Below are 14,867 nucleotides of genomic sequence, written 5' to 3' on the forward strand. Positions count from 1 at the left end.
TTGTTCTATTAATACCGACAAACAACAATAAAAAGCTGTAATGCGCATAAAAGTTAATTCGATATTCGTTTTTTTTACACTCATCATAACGGTAGTAGTTATATCGTGCAGAAGTGAATCTGATGAATTAATTGTTAGTACCCAAAATGAATCTATTGCCGCAAATTCTAAGGCTGCAAGCCTTATTTTAAGGACTTCAGAGAATAATGGTAATGTAGACGATGGTATTGACAATACGAGCTGTTTTAGTATAAAAATTCCTTTTACGATTACTGCAAATAGTCAAGAGATAGCACTCAATTCTCAAGAAGACGTAGATCAGTATAACGATATTTTTGATGATACCGACGAAATTATCTTCAATTTTCCTATAACACTAATATTTAATGACTTTTCTGAAATTACTGTAAACACACAAGACCAGTTTAATGAGAATGTTAATGCTTGTGAAAATATTGATGATGATACTATCGAATGTATCGATTTCAGTTATCCTTTTTCGGCATCCGTTTTTGATTCTCAAAGCGAATTGATTGAAACGATTTCTTTTGAAAATGATAAAGAACTATATCAATTCGTAGATGACCTAAGTGATACTGATATCGCAACAATTAACTTTCCCATAACGGTTATTTTTTCAAACAACACAGAAATTATTATTGATAATCTGGATAATCTGGAAGAAACAATAGAAAATGTAACAGACGATGATTGCGACCTTGATGATGATGACAACAACAATGATAATACCGATATTCAGAGGTTCTCAGAAATCCTAACAGATCACGAATGGGAGGTTCTTAAATATAAAGACAACGAAAACAACGAGACAAAAAATTATAAAGACTTTGAGTTCGAATTTTTGAATGATGGCTCGGTAACTATCAAAAATGATGAAACCGATGAAATTACAAACGGTACCTGGATCGCCTCGGTTAATGCTGATTCTAACTTAGAAATAGATTTTGATTTTGGTTCTGAAGTTCCTTTGAATAAACTCAATGGTTTATGGGAAGTAAAAAAAGCAATAGAAGATCAAATCAAACTTGAAAGAACCAATGGAACCGTGAGTAAAGATCAATTATTTTTTAAAAATGATTAAGATAGATTTATGCCTTAAAACCAACCTATGAGAAATAACTTAAAGACCATAATAAGCCTTTTATTTATTATTCTGGTCGTTGGTTATATTACTTTGGTTATAACCCTGGATCAAGACACCAATCTTGAAGAGGTTAACACCCACGAAAATAAAACTGTAGATAAAGAAATAAACAATGACACAAAAGACACAATAAGTCTTTTATTTTCTTTACCTATAGATATTAAAAAAACACCCTATTTATAATCTAACAAACAACACAACACTCATGTCAAAATTAACACAAAAAATATCCAAATACAGGATCTTAATAAGCGGAGCTTTTCTCGTGATCTATTGTATTTTTATGACCTTTCTTATAATCCGTTTATCAATCTAACCAATCCCTTATTTCCTATAACTTTTATTGCTAAAAGAAAGGGAATTATTTTATCAAAAGTTATGGATATAGGTAAAAACCTTCATGTACATGAAGGTTTTTTTAATTTCTCAGAAAAAAAAATACTAGTGTCTCAAGTGCCCAAACGAACTTTAAAGTCAATTGCTAATTTTGTTTTGCTTTAGTGGTGTATTTTCCCAATATTTATTTCCTTCCTCAAAACTGTTTTTACTTGACTTTGATAAAGGTAAAGATTTGTCCATTGGTTTTTTACCAAGAGGTATTTTCTTACCAGGAAAAACTTCTTGAACAAAAATTTCTCTATATTGATTTATAAATAGCTTGGGCATTTTTCCTATTTGATTACCAAAAACGTCTTTGATCCCTTTAATACTTAATTCAAAATCTTCTAGAAGTGTATTGGTATTAAAACCTTTTATAGATAGTAGTTTTGACTTATCCAGAAATACTTTAATGTGATCACTAAAAATAGCAACTCTCTGGATTTTAATTCTTCGTTTCTTGTATTTTACTTTAATTGTATTTCGATAATCATTCTTAAAATCAATATTCAATTTCTTATCAAAATAAACCGTAAAAGCGACATCCTTCATATCAAAAGTAGCTTTTTGGACTTTGAAATACTGATTTGAATTTACTTGAAAACGATTATTGAAAGTAATGTAATTTAAATACATTTTACCTTTAAAAGGAGCATATTCGATCGCTACGGTATACAGAAGTTCTTTTTCGCTTGAATTATAGACACTATAATTTAATTTATGAATTGCATAATTCTTCTTGGAGATAAAAATTGTACCTCTGGCATAATAAAACATGCCAACTCTATCAACCTTGGCCGAAATACCGATTTCATAAATTGGAACGTCATCAAGAAAGTTAATACCCTTCAGCTTAAATTTATGATTTCTTAAAAAATTCTTTTTTAAAACTTCAACAAAAGAAAATGACGATTTATCATGATTTCTTATCGCATTTGTTAATTGTAATAAATTAAGTTCATTCCCTCCCAAGGGTGGAATTATTACATTCTTCAAGTACTTGTTCTTGTAGTTATCGTAGGGAATCGATAACATGCTATCTCTCCAAAAGTTTTTATTGTCATGATAGCTATAAACAACTGTTTGATTTTGATCATCTGAAAGCTGATCGGTGTTAAACCCGGCATCAAACACTTCTACAATCCCTTCATTCAGGTTAATATATTCTATATCTTTTTTTTGATTGGAAAGAATCGCATAGATACTATCTATAGGTTGCTGATAATCCCGATAATAACCGATGTAAGAAAAAGGTTCATTTGGATAATTCGAAGGAATATTTTTTAAGGCAAACTTTATAATTTGTTTGGCATTTAGTTTTGTAGGTTGTCCTTTTTTTGAAACAACAATTACTTCGTCCAGGGCTTCAACACTTGGACTCAATTTTATGACATTAAGTTGTCCTTTTTTCAAGGTGTTAATATCTTGTCTTTTATTTCTATATCCAATTGAAGAGATTATGACACTATCTGAAGAGAACAATTCTAATGGTAATCTAAACTCACCTTTATCATCGGCAATAACCCCTATATTAGTTCCATTAAGTTTTACTGTGGCATAAAATACCGGGGTATTTGATACTGCATTAACAACTTTGCAAAAATATTGATCTGTGCTATACTCACTTTGGGCGGTACTATCCACAAAAAACAAAAACAGAAACAATAGATGGATAATACTCTTGTTTTCTAGCATCGTAAACTATAACTTGAAATTGATAAATCTATTATTACATAAAAGACCGGAATAAAAATTAATAAAAAAATAGCATCTTGAGAGTTATCAAGATGCTATTTAACTATATAATAACGTTATCTTATTTAAAAAACGAATCTACAAATTCGTATTTATTAAATACCTGTAGATCATCTATCCCTTCACCAACACCAATGTATTTAACCGGGATTTGAAATTGATCACTAATTCCAATAACCACTCCTCCCTTGGCTGTACCATCAAGTTTGGTTACTGCGAGGGAAGTAACCTCGGTAGCTGCGGTAAATTGTTTTGCCTGCTCAAAAGCATTTTGTCCGGTAGAACCATCCAAAACGAGTAATACGTCGTGTGGCGCATCACCGATCACTTTTTGCATAACCCGCTTTACCTTGGTTAACTCATTCATCAAGTTAACCTTATTGTGTAATCTTCCTGCGGTATCAATAATAATTACATCTGCATTTTGATTTACCCCGGATTGGAGTGTGTCAAAAGCCACCGATGCAGGATCGCTACCCATAGATTGTTTTACAATAGGCACATCAACTCTATCTGCCCATACTTGTAATTGATCGATTGCAGCTGCTCTAAAGGTATCTGCTGCCCCTAGTACAACGTTTAATCCTTTATTTTTAAACTGATGAGCTAATTTACCAATAGTAGTAGTCTTCCCTACTCCATTTACCCCAACAACCATTAAGACATATGGCTTTTTGTCCTGGGGAATATCAAAATCTGTGGCCTCTCCAATATTAGTTTCAGAGAGTAAACCGGCTATTTCTTCACGCAAGATTTGATTCAATTCATCTGTCCCAAGATATTTATCTTTTGCTACACGATTTTCAATTCTTTCGATAATTTTAATGGTAGTATTCACCCCCACATCACTGGTAACCAATATTTCTTCAAGATCATCCAAAACACTATCATCAACTTTGGATTTACCGGCTACAGCTTTACTTAATTTAGAAAAAAAAGTGGTTTTAGATTTCTCGAGCCCTTTATCAAGGGTTTCCTTTTTCTCTGAAGAAAATATATTCTTAAAAAGTCCCATTTATACTATGTAATACTCTAAAAAGTTATAATGATTTCATTAAACATCTAAATATAAAAAGAAAGAGCCATTTCAATACAATTGAAACGGCTTCTTTTTAAAATATTTTCTTGAGTTTACTTTTGCTTTAAGAAGTCATTTACAGCTTCTGGGGCCATAATAGATTCTACGAAAGTATACGCACCAGTCTTTGGAGATTTTACCATTTTAATGGCTTTAGTTAATCTCTTTGACCCAGTCTGTAACGATGCTACTGATTTCTTTGCCATTTCTGATTATTTTATTTCTTTATGAACAGTCATTTTCTTTAGAATAGGATTAAATTTCTTAATCTCTAATCTATCCGGAGTGTTCTTTTTGTTTTTTGTAGTTATATATCTAGATGTACCTGGTTGACCAGAAGCTTTGTGTTCTGTACACTCTAATATCACTTGTACTCTATTACCTTTCTTTGCCATTTGTCGTATCTTTTAAAAAAGGAGATTATTTAGTTAAAAAACCTTTTGCTCTTGCTTCTTTTAAAACAGCAGAGATCCCGTTTTTGTTTATATTTTTTAAAGCAGAAGTAGATACTTTTAATGTGATCCATCTATCTTCTTCTGGAATATAAAAACGCTTTTTGATCAAATTCGCATTGAATTTACGTTTTGTTTTATTCATCGCGTGAGAAACATTGTTTCCTACCATTGCTTTTTTACCTGTAAGCTCGCAAACTCTTGACATCTCTTCTTAATTTTGGTATTATTTCAAAACAGGGTGCAAATTAACGAATTATTTACCTAACCACCAATAATAGTTTGGTATTTTTTTCTTCTTTTTTTAAGTTTTTTTTATCCAATCTTCAAAATCTCAAAGCTTGCTTTTTGATACTATGCTTAAAATGCAATATCTTCCCTAAGGGAAACAAGAAAAATTTAGCATTTATTTTTTATTTTAGTCAGTAAAATCATTGTAATTGTGGTCAGTAATATCAATAAATCCTTTATTAAAAAATATGAAATTGAAATAGGCGAATTCTATTTTCATAAAAACTACGTTATTGGAGAAGTGTATGCCGGGGCCGATCTTAATTTTGAAAGCGGCAAAAAGCTTTATGAGCTTATAAAAATTCACTACAAAGATACTATTCCTTATGCTTATATCTCAAATAGGATCAATTCATATTCATTCAAACCTACCCGACTTTACGCTATGAATGATAATTTTCCTAACCTAAAAGGCTACGGAATAGTTACTTATGACGCGGTTAACTATAAAGTTGCAGAACTAGAAGAAACCTTTACCAAAATACCTACTCAAGTTTTTAAAAATCTCGAAAATGCTACTCACTGGGCAGAGAAGATAACCTCAAAAAGTTAACTCTCTCTTTAATACACATAGGCATCCCTGCTGGTGCGAGCGTCTCGCTCGTATCTCACGTATTGCTTCATTATTATTTTATTTTTCTCAAAAAACCTATACGCTATCTAATCATTTTCTCAACCCTTATTTTATTTCTATTTTCAAAGAACATCGTATCTTATTTTAATTATTCACCATACCATACCATTAGTTGCACGGATTACAAATCCTAGTGATCGGACGCTACATGTATATTGTTGAATAGAGTACGATCATCCAGCCTGGTTACAAATCCAAGCTATTTGGTTTTAGGGTTAATGTAAAATATGTAACCTTTTTTTAGGGCGATACCTAGGGTATATTTAGTTTAAATTATTTAGAATGATTCTACACCTGGGAAAAACGCCCCGGAAAACCCGGGAACATTTTCCTGCCCTGGAAAAACGTGCCGGGTTTTCCGGTAGCATATTCCCCGCTCGGAAAGTTGTGCCGGGTTTTCTGGCGGCACATTCTGATCAAATAATAAGCTGTCGGAGTTTCAAGCCTGTTTTTCCTTAAAAATTATGAAATGACAGGTGATATGAGTTTCATTTTCGGGATCAAAAAACAATGGCATTCGTTGATTTTTAAAAATCATTGTTTTAACTTCGATAGACCAACTTTATATATAATGTCGCACAAAAAGAACAGAATTCTTATTGAGAAGCATATTCTCGATATTGGAACCTTCTATTTCTATGAAAATTTCATTGTAGGTGAGATAGTCGAGGGGGTAAACCTTAATTTTGAAAGTGGAAAAGAGCTCTTTAAACTTGCACAAGCAAATTATAAGAATGATAAACCGTTTGTGTATATTTCTAACAGAATTAATTCGTATTCTTTTATTCCCACGGGACATTATAAATCGGTAGCGCTTTTTCCAAATTTAAAAGGATATGCAACTGTGGTCTATAACGATATTAACTATAGAATTGCAGAACTTGAACAATCATTCATGAACTGGCCTAATGGTATTTTTGAAAACTTAGAAGATGCAATTGATTGGGCCGAAGATATACTTAGTTCTCATTAGAAACACCTATCTTTTTCAAAAACATTCTTGATCAATATAAAAACGAAAATCAAATATTGATGTTAGCATCCATTATCTTATATTAGCGGGCCAACTTTATATATTTATGACTCCCAAAATTAATAAAGAACTTATCGCGACGCATGTTCTAGATATAGGTAATGTATATTTCTATAACAATTTTGTAGTGACTGAAATAAACGAAGGTATAACGCTAACATTCGAAAAGTCGGCAGGGTTAATGCTCCTAGCAAAGAAATACTATGGAAATAAAGTTCCTTTTGCCTATATTTCCAACAGGGTACATTCTTACTCTTTCCAACCAACGGCGCATTACCAATCTACTAAGTTGTTTCCTAACCTGATTGGATTTGCGGTGGTAAGTTATGGTTCAATTAGTAACGAAATAGCGTCTTTGGAACAAGCTTTCGTAAATGTTCCAAAAAATATATTTACTAATCTAGAAGATGCCATTGAATGGGTAAATCAATTAATTATTCAAGATTAATCGCACTAAAAATTCATTTGTTATTTCTTTTCTTACCACAACAATTCTTTGAATGATAGCCAATTTTATTAACTAGAACGTTTGAAGTAGCTCAACTCAATGTAAACTTCTGAAAAACAGCGTTTAAACGAAAGGGGCATGGAATTATGGCGACTTATACCGTACTAATGAAAAGACAAGAACTCATGCAAAACGGAAAAGATAAATTAATAGAACGACACAATCTTAACCTGGGTACATATTACTTTTTTGAAGGCTATTTTATTGCAGAAGTAAAAGAAGGAGAAGTAATTACTCTAGAAAAACTAAATGATCTAATTCCATTAATATTTAAATATTACGGAAACGGAAGACCTTTTTCTTATATCTCAAACAGAATTAATTCTCATTCGATATCCCCTATCGATTATTTAAATTGTCCTCTTAACGAAATGGAAAATTTTAATGGATACGGCGTTGTTACTTATACCAAAATTTGTGAGACATCGGTACAGGTAGAAAAGCATTTCGCTAAAAAACCCTTGTATCAATTTAACAATCTAGAAGAAGCTATCAATTGGTCTAAAAAAAGCGCTTAAACTATCTTGGATATTTCCTTCAAATCTTCTAGAAGCAACTCAAGCGCTTTATTCATTGATTTACCAATAACTCTTTCCCTTCCTTTTCCAAATTCATATTTTTTAGAAAAAACTCTTTTGGGAGTAGCAATAGCTATAAAAACTGTACCGGCTTCCACGTTTCCATCCCCTTTATCAGGTCCAGCATTACCCGTTGTAGAAACCCCATAATCAGATTTAAATTTTTCTTTAACAGCCAACGCCATAGCTTCAGCTACTTCAAAACTAGTTACAGAATACGTATCAATAATATCGGCTTCTATGTTAAGAATATCAATTTTGGATTGCGTTGCATAGGTCACCACACCACCTTTAAAATATTTTGAAGCTCCGGCATTTGCTGTAAAGGATTGTGCAAGTTTTCCACCAGTACAACTTTCTGCTACCGAAAGCGTTTCTCCATTCCTCACCAAAAGGTTTCCTATTCTTTTTTCGATAGTTTCATCTTCTTCATAGCCAATAATTATATCCCCTATAATATGATGCAATTCTTCAATTCTATTTTCCAAAGTTTCCTCAAGGAGATTCTTATCATTTCCACGGGCAGAAAGTCGCAACCTAACCTTTCCCAAGTTTGGCAAGTACGCCAATTTGATAAAAGAAGGCAAACTATCCTCCCAATCTTCGATTCTTTCTGCTATAGCACTCTCTCCGAGACCATACGTGAGTACTGTTTTATGAATAATATAAGGACGATCGAATCTTTTTTGCAATCTTGGTAGCACTTCATTTTTCATAAGTCCTTTCATCTCATATGGAACACCGGGCATAGAAATGAAAACAGTATTTTCAGATTCTATCCACATACCAGGTGCGGTACCATATAGATTCATCAACACAGTTGATTTACTTGGCACAAGAGATTGTTGTCTATTAATATCTGAAATTGGTGTAGAAATATATTTTGCAAACAATGCTTCTATATGTTTGAGAACTTTCTCATTTTGAACCAGGGTGTCATCAAAATACTCACAGATAGTATGTTTGGTCACATCGTCTTTGGTTGGGCCAAGTCCCCCAGTAATGATAACAATATCTGCTCTTTTTTTTGCCTCATCTAGCGCAGTAAGAATATGTTGCTTATCATCACTTATCGAAGTAATTTGATAAACATCTACACCTATTTTATTAAGTTCTTTACCAATAAACGCTGAGTTGGAGTCTATAATTTGCCCAATAAGAATCTCATCACCTATGGTAATTATTTCTGCGAACATGATTAACTAAAATCTACTTTCAGATTTTCGATGGCATTATTAACTGTAGTCACTATATGATCCAGAACAGGTTTAATCTCTTCTTTAGCCTTATTGGTTTTGGACCATGCTTCTATTTGTTTGATATGAGATAAAAGTTCTATATCGAAAAGTTGAAGATTGGGTTTCATCTTATGAGCGTACTGATAGGCCATTTCTGGGTTGTCAGAGTCTACTGCCTGGATCATACTTTCTAAATCGGGCGGTATTTCTTCTAGAAAGGTCTGCACCAACACAGCTATAAATTCATCATCGCCCCCTGATAATTCATTTACATTTTTTAAACTATATCCTTTGCTCATTTATTTTATTTTTTGTTGAAAAGTTGTCGTTAACAAAACCATATAGGATATTTATCACACCTATTCGTTTTGGTTTATGTGTAAATATAATATCTCCTTCCTACAAACTAAAATATTTATCGATTATTCTGTAATCAAATGCAATTTGTACGAATAAAACATCATTATTCTGTATTAGAGTTATGCCTTTGCATTAAATAAAAACAAATTAAATTAAACATCTCTAAAATCTCTTTTATAAATTGTTAAAATTATTTGTTAGTCTAAACTAACTTTTTAGATTTGCCAAATCTAAAAAACATAGTTAATAACTTAAACATGAAACCATTCTTATTCTTTTTGTTCCTATTTAAAACCTCTTTAATAATAGGGCAAACAGGAAATCTAAGAGGCAATATAACCACAGGAGAGACTTCGTTGCCATATGCCAATATAGAACTATCAAATGCCCACTTTAATACATATGTATCTGCTGATCGAAATGGTTTTTTTGAAATTAACCATATTCCTTATGGAGATTACCTGTTAAGAATAAGCTCTTTAGGATATCAAACACTAGAAAAAAACATTTCAGTAACATCCAATAGTACTACCTCAAAAGAATTTACGCTTAGGGAGGACCGATTAAATTTAGATCAAGTAGTAGTAAGCGCTACCAGAAACAGGGTAAATCGAAAAAAAGCTCCGGTAGTCGTTAATGTACTAAGTCCTAAACTACTAGAAGCTACTCAATCTATATCAATATCTGAAGGTCTTAATTATTCTCCAGGAGTAAGAGTAGAAAATAATTGTCAAAATTGCGGATTCACTCAAGTAAGACTAAATGGTTTAGATGGCAGTTATACCCAGGTTTTAATAAATAGCAGAGCTGTTTTTAGCGCATTGAACAGTGTATATGGATTGGAACAGATCCCTACCAACATTGTTGAACGTATTGAAGTAGTAAGAAGTGGCGGTTCTGCCCTTTACGGATCTAATGCAATTGCGGGAACAATTAATATTATAACCAAAGACCCAATTCTAAACACATGGGAAGTCGGAACTTACCTTGGACTTATCGATGGAGATAGCCCAGATCGCTCTCTAAATTTCAATACATCCCTTGTAAGTGATGACCTAATGTCTGGAATTACGGTATTTGGATTAAATAGAGATCGCGAAGAGTTTGATGCCAATGATGATGGTTTTACCGAATTAACAACACTTCAAAATACTACTTTTGGCTTAAAAACATTCTTAAAACCTAGTGACAGGAGTAAAATCTCTCTAGATTTAACCACCATAAAAGAATATCGTCGCGGAGGAGATCGTCTTGATCTTGCTCCCCATTTTACAGATATTACCGAAGAATTAGATCATAATACTTTCTTGGGGGGTATTACTTACGAAGTTGAAAACAAAAAAGGAACCAACAGTTTTTCTGTATATACCTCTGGTCAATACACAGACAGGGATAGTTATTATGGAGGATTGGGAGGTGCAAGAACGAGACAGGACAGTATTCTTGCTTTAAACTCTTACGGGATCACTAAAGATTTAGCTTTGCTTACCGGGGTTCAATTTACTCAAAATCTTAAAAACAATGACATCATCACCGCAGGTGCAGAGTACAACATAAGCGATACTGAAGATATTATTGCGGGATATAACAGACTAATTGATCAACAAGTTCATACTATTGGTTCTTATGTACAATATGAATGGAAACCTAATAATAATTTTACTGCACTTATAGGAACACGCCTTGATCATGTAAATGTAGACGGCGACTACAATATTGGAGGTATTTCACGCAACGTATCTATAGAACAAACCGTGCTGAGTCCGCGTATAACATTATCTTACAACCTGCTTAAATCTTTAAAATTTAGAGGTGGTTATGCACGCGGATTTAGAGCTCCTCAAGCTTTCAATGAGGATTTACATATTTCTTCGGTTGGTGGGGAACCTCAATTTGTGATTTTATCAGAAAACCTAGATACTGAGTTTTCTAACGCATATACAGCTTCTTTGAACTTTACCAAAAACATAAATAAAACTCAGACCGATTTTTTGTTAGAAGGATTCTATACAGATCTTAAAGATCCCTTTACCCTTGTTAGTACAGGCGCAGTTCTTGAAAATGGTTCTATTCTCGAAGAAGTACGAAATGGATCGGGTGCAAAAGTATTTGGAACCAATTTTGAAATTGGCATTTCTCCCTCAAAAGAATGGCAGTTTCAGCTAGGCGGTACTATTCAAAAAGCAAATTATGATGAAGACCAAGTACTTTTTGAATCAGATGACACTATAGATGCAGAAGAAGACGTAGCGGTAAGTGAATTTGTAAGAAACCCAAACACCTATGGGTATTTAAATGCATCTTGGATACCTGGAGAACATTTTAATATGAACCTCACAGGAACATACACCGGGAACATGATAGTACCCAGAGTCGTAAGCGAATCAGGATTTTTAGATCTTATAGATACTGATCCCTTTTTAGATATGAATTTAAAACTTGAATATCACACAGATATTTCAGAAAATTTTCACATCACATTTAGCGGAGGCGTTAAAAATATGTTTAATAGTTACCAAGATGATTTCGACATAGGACCACTTCGTGATTCTGATTATATTTATGGACCTGGAGCGCCCAGAACATTTTTTATAGGAATAAAATTTGGTAAACTCCATTAATGATGAAACACCTAAAAATCATACTATTTTTTCTTCTGGCCAGCAGTATAAAAACTCTAGCTCAAAAAAACGATACTATTAACTGGATCAACTTTGAGCAGTTAGACGATTCTCTTGCGATAAAACCCAAAAAAGTGATTATTAGTTTTTATGCCGATTGGTGCGTCTATTGTAAAAAAATGGATCGTGTAGTTTTTACCAAGCCAAAAATTATTGAGAAGATTACCAAAGAATATTATGCTGTTAAAATGAACGCAGAAAGTAAAGATTCTGTTTATTTTGATGGAACTATTTTTACCAATAAAGGCCATTTAACATCGAGAAATTCGATTCATGAAATTCCAATTTTATTAGCTTCAAGAGAGGGGTATCCATTTTCTTTACCTGCGATTATTTTTCTGGACGAAAATTTCAAAGTGAGGAAACGGTATTTTGAATATATGAGTCCTAAGAAACTACTATCCTCATTATAGTGACATAAACTACAAATCCTATTTCACCTTTATTGAAAACATTTTTCTTTCACCAATAAAACCACTCAAGTTATCATTAGTTTCTACGGGGCCCACTCCTGCCGGCGTGCCGGTAAAAATAACATCTCCAATTTTTAACGTAAAATATTGAGACACGTATGCTATAAGTTCATCAATCTTCCACAACATGAGCTTAGTATTACCCTGCTGAACTATTTCTTCATTTTTTTCTAACCGAAAATCAATATCATTAACATTCGAAAACTCTTCTTTAGAGATCCATTTACCAATAACTGCAGCTCCATCAAAAGCTTTTGCTTTTTCCCAAGGCAATCCTTTTGCTTTAAGTTGACTTTGCAGGTCTCTAGCTGTAAAATCAATCCCTAGACCAATTTCATCATAATACTTATGAGCAAATTTTTTATCAATATACTTTCCTATTTTCTTAATTTTCACCAGAACCTCTACTTCATGATGTATATTATTTGAAAAATCAGGAATAAAAAACGGTTGTTTTTTAAGCAAAATAGAAGTGTCCGGTTTCATAAAAATCACAGGATCTGTTGGTTTTTCATTTTCCAACTCTTCAATATGATCCGTATAATTTCGTCCTATACAAATAAGCTTCATATCATTAAAAGGATGTAGAGAATATTTACAAGTTCAAACTATTATTTAACTTTCTTAATCTTACAGCAGTAAGCACTTTTTTGGTATACAATGGAAAATCAGCGTTTTGAATCCATCCAAAATAGCCTGGCTCTTCTTCCATTACTTGCTCAACCGATTTACCTTTATGCTTACCAAAAGAAAAGACTTCTTTTCCATTATCATCATATGCTATAAATCCTGCAAAATCTGCAAATTGTTTTCTTGAACTAAACTCTGCAAGAAATTTAGAATCATTCTCTAATTCTGGATACTTATCCAATTGCGCTTTTAACACTTCATATGTAGCCATGGTATCGGCTTCAGCAGAATGTGCATTATCTAAATCCTTATCACAATAAAACTTATAAGCAGCAGACAAAGTTCTTTTCTCCATTTTATGATAAATAGTTTGCACATCTATTGCCACTCTATTTTTCATATCAAAATCAAGCCCGGCTCTTAACAATTCTTCAGCAAGCAAGGGAATATCAAAACGATTAGAATTAAACCCTCCAAGATCACACCCTTTAATCATCTCATTAACTTTGCTTGCCAATTGCTTAAATGTAGGTTCATTGGCAACCTTAGCATCATCAATACCATGTACAGCGGTGGTTTCAGGAGGAATTGGCATTTCAGGATTTACCAACCAGGTTTTACTTTCCTGAGTGCCATTTGGAAATATTTTGAGTACAGAAATCTCTACAATACGATCTTTAGAAATATTAACACCGGTAGTTTCAAGATCAAAAAAACATATCGGTTTTTTTAAATTAAGCTCCATAAATTGTTTGTGTGATACTCAAAGATAACAGCTATTCTTTAACATTCTTATAGCTTGACTCTATTTTAACATTTACAAAAACTATACTACCTTCTTAACGAATACATTATCAGCAAACTTTTTGGTTACTGTTTCTACTACACCATCAAATTGTATACGTATGGATTTGTCAAACTCTCGAACTTCAAGGATTTTGATCTCACTACTTAATGCTAACCCTATTTCTGATACAAATCTTAAAAAATTAACCGAACCATCATTTACAGCTACTAATTTACATACATCTCCTTCTTCCAGAGAAGATAACGTAATTTTAGAAACTACTTTATATTCTCCTTTAGAATTAGGTATTAATTCACCATGAGGGTCTTTCTCTGGGAAATCCATAAATCGATCCAATTCATCAATCAATTTGTATGATTTTATATGTTCTAACTGCTCTGCTACATCATGAACCTCATCCCAGCTAAAATTGAGATAATTGTATAAAAAAGTCTCCCAAAGTCTATGCTTTCTAATTAACCTAACAGCTATAGCTCGCCCTTCTTCAGTTAATTCCAGTTTTCCGTATTTCTCGCTAACTACATAATGCTTAGCTTTTAATTTCTTAATCATATTATTAGTGGAAGCAGGAGAAACCTTAAGATATTCTGCCAACTGATTATTCCCAACCTTAACCGAATTATCTTCTACCAATAACTGAAAAAGAGCCTTTAGATAGTCTTCTTCACTTTTTGTTAAATTATTCGAATTTGATTTGTTAGTCATGGCTAACTTTTTTAGTTTTGCTATAATAATAAAACAAAAATACTAAACCTAATACAATTATTAAGCATCCCATTCTCATCTAGAACAGTTTAGATGTAAT

18 protein-coding genes are annotated in these 14,867 nt (G+C 32.6%); 8 read left to right on the forward strand and 10 right to left on the reverse strand.

The window, feature by feature from the left end; all coding sequences use genetic code 11:
* Positions 1-40: 40 nt before the first annotated feature.
* Both U6A24_RS03425 and U6A24_RS03430 read left to right on the forward strand, forming a co-directional pair.
* Complete coding sequence (locus U6A24_RS03425) at positions 41-1,102, forward strand: hypothetical protein (RefSeq protein WP_324178542.1); 1,062 nt, start codon at positions 41-43, stop codon at positions 1,100-1,102.
* A gap of 27 nt (positions 1,103-1,129) precedes the next feature.
* Positions 1,130-1,348 (forward strand): hypothetical protein, encoded by a 219-nt coding sequence (locus U6A24_RS03430; RefSeq protein ID WP_324178543.1) that lies wholly within the window; start codon positions 1,130-1,132, stop codon positions 1,346-1,348.
* 291 nt (positions 1,349-1,639) lie between these two features.
* Here the strand turns inward: U6A24_RS03430 and U6A24_RS03435 are convergent, their stop codons facing one another.
* From U6A24_RS03435 to rpmB, 5 genes are all read right to left on the reverse strand, one after another.
* Positions 1,640-3,238: a carboxypeptidase-like regulatory domain-containing protein gene (locus U6A24_RS03435; RefSeq protein WP_324178544.1), complete on the reverse strand. Its 1,599-nt coding sequence runs from the start codon at positions 3,236-3,238 to the stop codon at positions 1,640-1,642.
* Positions 3,239-3,359: 121 nt separating this feature from the next.
* Positions 3,360-4,313 carry a signal recognition particle-docking protein FtsY gene (ftsY, locus tag U6A24_RS03440; protein WP_324178545.1) on the reverse strand — a complete coding sequence of 318 codons (954 nt, stop codon included), beginning with the start codon at positions 4,311-4,313 and terminating at the stop codon, positions 3,360-3,362.
* A 116-nt stretch (positions 4,314-4,429) separates the two neighbouring features.
* On the reverse strand, positions 4,430-4,582 hold the full coding sequence (locus tag U6A24_RS03445) for a DUF4295 domain-containing protein (RefSeq protein WP_201922289.1): 153 nt from the start codon (positions 4,580-4,582) through the stop codon (positions 4,430-4,432).
* A 6-nt stretch (positions 4,583-4,588) separates the two neighbouring features.
* Complete coding sequence (rpmG, locus tag U6A24_RS03450; protein WP_010134999.1) at positions 4,589-4,771, reverse strand: 50S ribosomal protein L33; 183 nt, start codon at positions 4,769-4,771, stop codon at positions 4,589-4,591.
* Positions 4,772-4,796: 25 nt separating this feature from the next.
* The gene (rpmB, locus tag U6A24_RS03455) at positions 4,797-5,036 is read right to left on the reverse strand and encodes a 50S ribosomal protein L28 (protein WP_210195611.1); all 240 of its coding nucleotides are present in this window, start codon (positions 5,034-5,036) and stop codon (positions 4,797-4,799) included.
* Positions 5,037-5,270: 234 nt separating this feature from the next.
* Here rpmB and U6A24_RS03460 point away from each other — a divergent pair, with 234 nt between their 5' ends.
* The 4 genes from U6A24_RS03460 (at position 5,271) to U6A24_RS03475 (ending at position 7,812) form a co-directional block, all read left to right on the forward strand.
* The gene (locus U6A24_RS03460; RefSeq protein WP_324178546.1) at positions 5,271-5,672 is read left to right on the forward strand and encodes a hypothetical protein; all 402 of its coding nucleotides are present in this window, start codon (positions 5,271-5,273) and stop codon (positions 5,670-5,672) included.
* Between the two features lie 652 nt (positions 5,673-6,324).
* The gene (locus U6A24_RS03465) at positions 6,325-6,726 is read left to right on the forward strand and encodes a hypothetical protein (RefSeq protein WP_324178547.1); all 402 of its coding nucleotides are present in this window, start codon (positions 6,325-6,327) and stop codon (positions 6,724-6,726) included.
* Positions 6,727-6,832: 106 nt separating this feature from the next.
* Positions 6,833-7,234 carry a hypothetical protein gene (locus U6A24_RS03470; protein ID WP_324178548.1) on the forward strand — a complete coding sequence of 134 codons (402 nt, stop codon included), beginning with the start codon at positions 6,833-6,835 and terminating at the stop codon, positions 7,232-7,234.
* A gap of 167 nt (positions 7,235-7,401) precedes the next feature.
* Positions 7,402-7,812, forward strand: a complete 411-nt coding sequence (locus tag U6A24_RS03475; protein ID WP_324178549.1) for a hypothetical protein — start codon at positions 7,402-7,404, stop codon at positions 7,810-7,812.
* On the opposite strand, the gene U6A24_RS03480 is transcribed toward U6A24_RS03475, so the two are convergent.
* Positions 7,809-9,068, reverse strand: a complete 1,260-nt coding sequence (locus U6A24_RS03480; RefSeq protein ID WP_324178550.1) for a competence/damage-inducible protein A — start codon at positions 9,066-9,068, stop codon at positions 7,809-7,811. The two genes, U6A24_RS03475 and U6A24_RS03480, sit on opposite strands and share 4 nt — an antisense overlap.
* 2 nt (positions 9,069-9,070) lie before the next feature.
* The gene (locus U6A24_RS03485; RefSeq protein ID WP_324178551.1) at positions 9,071-9,409 is read right to left on the reverse strand and encodes an Hpt domain-containing protein; all 339 of its coding nucleotides are present in this window, start codon (positions 9,407-9,409) and stop codon (positions 9,071-9,073) included.
* 318 nt (positions 9,410-9,727) lie between these two features.
* Here U6A24_RS03485 and U6A24_RS03490 point away from each other — a divergent pair, with 318 nt between their 5' ends.
* Together U6A24_RS03490 and U6A24_RS03495 are read left to right on the forward strand one after the other, a co-directional pair.
* On the forward strand, positions 9,728-12,091 hold the full coding sequence (locus U6A24_RS03490; RefSeq protein ID WP_324178552.1) for a TonB-dependent receptor: 2,364 nt from the start codon (positions 9,728-9,730) through the stop codon (positions 12,089-12,091).
* 2 nt (positions 12,092-12,093) lie between these two features.
* Positions 12,094-12,564 (forward strand): thioredoxin family protein, encoded by a 471-nt coding sequence (locus tag U6A24_RS03495; protein WP_324178553.1) that lies wholly within the window; start codon positions 12,094-12,096, stop codon positions 12,562-12,564.
* An 18-nt stretch (positions 12,565-12,582) separates the two neighbouring features.
* Here the strand turns inward: U6A24_RS03495 and U6A24_RS03500 are convergent, their stop codons facing one another.
* The 3 genes from U6A24_RS03500 to U6A24_RS03510 all read right to left on the reverse strand — a co-directional run bounded on the left by U6A24_RS03500 (position 12,583) and on the right by U6A24_RS03510 (position 14,767).
* Entirely contained in the window at positions 12,583-13,194 is a 612-nt protein-coding gene (locus U6A24_RS03500; RefSeq protein ID WP_324178554.1) for a fumarylacetoacetate hydrolase family protein, read from the reverse strand.
* A 25-nt stretch (positions 13,195-13,219) separates the two neighbouring features.
* Positions 13,220-13,999 (reverse strand): 3'-5' exonuclease, encoded by a 780-nt coding sequence (locus tag U6A24_RS03505; RefSeq protein WP_324178555.1) that lies wholly within the window; start codon positions 13,997-13,999, stop codon positions 13,220-13,222.
* Between the two features lie 81 nt (positions 14,000-14,080).
* On the reverse strand, positions 14,081-14,767 hold the full coding sequence (locus U6A24_RS03510) for a metal-dependent transcriptional regulator (protein ID WP_324178556.1): 687 nt from the start codon (positions 14,765-14,767) through the stop codon (positions 14,081-14,083).
* Between the last annotated feature and the right edge of the window lie 100 nt (positions 14,768-14,867).

Origin of the sequence: Aquimarina gracilis, from assembly GCF_035285365.1 — a bacterium.
GTDB classification, from domain to species: domain Bacteria; phylum Bacteroidota; class Bacteroidia; order Flavobacteriales; family Flavobacteriaceae; genus Aquimarina; species Aquimarina gracilis.

What these genes read in the sequence shown, in the direction of transcription:
- U6A24_RS03480 (WP_324178550.1), bottom strand. Translation starts at nt 9,068, where the DNA reads ATGTTCGCAGAAATAATTACCATAGGTGATGAGATTCTTATTGGGCAA.
- U6A24_RS03465 (WP_324178547.1), top strand. Translation starts at nt 6,325, where the DNA reads ATGTCGCACAAAAAGAACAGAATTCTTATTGAGAAGCATATTCTCGAT.
- U6A24_RS03470 (WP_324178548.1), top strand. Translation starts at nt 6,833, where the DNA reads ATGACTCCCAAAATTAATAAAGAACTTATCGCGACGCATGTTCTAGAT.
- U6A24_RS03425 (WP_324178542.1), top strand. Translation starts at nt 41, where the DNA reads ATGCGCATAAAAGTTAATTCGATATTCGTTTTTTTTACACTCATCATA.
- ftsY (WP_324178545.1), bottom strand. Translation starts at nt 4,313, where the DNA reads ATGGGACTTTTTAAGAATATATTTTCTTCAGAGAAAAAGGAAACCCTT.
- U6A24_RS03475 (WP_324178549.1), top strand. Translation starts at nt 7,402, where the DNA reads ATGAAAAGACAAGAACTCATGCAAAACGGAAAAGATAAATTAATAGAA.
- rpmG (WP_010134999.1), bottom strand. Translation starts at nt 4,771, where the DNA reads ATGGCAAAGAAAGGTAATAGAGTACAAGTGATATTAGAGTGTACAGAA.
- rpmB (WP_210195611.1), bottom strand. Translation starts at nt 5,036, where the DNA reads ATGTCAAGAGTTTGCGAGCTTACAGGTAAAAAAGCAATGGTAGGAAAC.
- U6A24_RS03430 (WP_324178543.1), top strand. Translation starts at nt 1,130, where the DNA reads ATGAGAAATAACTTAAAGACCATAATAAGCCTTTTATTTATTATTCTG.
- U6A24_RS03435 (WP_324178544.1), bottom strand. Translation starts at nt 3,238, where the DNA reads ATGCTAGAAAACAAGAGTATTATCCATCTATTGTTTCTGTTTTTGTTT.
- U6A24_RS03445 (WP_201922289.1), bottom strand. Translation starts at nt 4,582, where the DNA reads ATGGCAAAGAAATCAGTAGCATCGTTACAGACTGGGTCAAAGAGATTA.
- U6A24_RS03505 (WP_324178555.1), bottom strand. Translation starts at nt 13,999, where the DNA reads ATGGAGCTTAATTTAAAAAAACCGATATGTTTTTTTGATCTTGAAACT.
- U6A24_RS03500 (WP_324178554.1), bottom strand. Translation starts at nt 13,194, where the DNA reads ATGAAGCTTATTTGTATAGGACGAAATTATACGGATCATATTGAAGAG.
- U6A24_RS03495 (WP_324178553.1), top strand. Translation starts at nt 12,094, where the DNA reads ATGAAACACCTAAAAATCATACTATTTTTTCTTCTGGCCAGCAGTATA.
- U6A24_RS03490 (WP_324178552.1), top strand. Translation starts at nt 9,728, where the DNA reads ATGAAACCATTCTTATTCTTTTTGTTCCTATTTAAAACCTCTTTAATA.
- U6A24_RS03485 (WP_324178551.1), bottom strand. Translation starts at nt 9,409, where the DNA reads ATGAGCAAAGGATATAGTTTAAAAAATGTAAATGAATTATCAGGGGGC.
- U6A24_RS03510 (WP_324178556.1), bottom strand. Translation starts at nt 14,767, where the DNA reads ATGACTAACAAATCAAATTCGAATAATTTAACAAAAAGTGAAGAAGAC.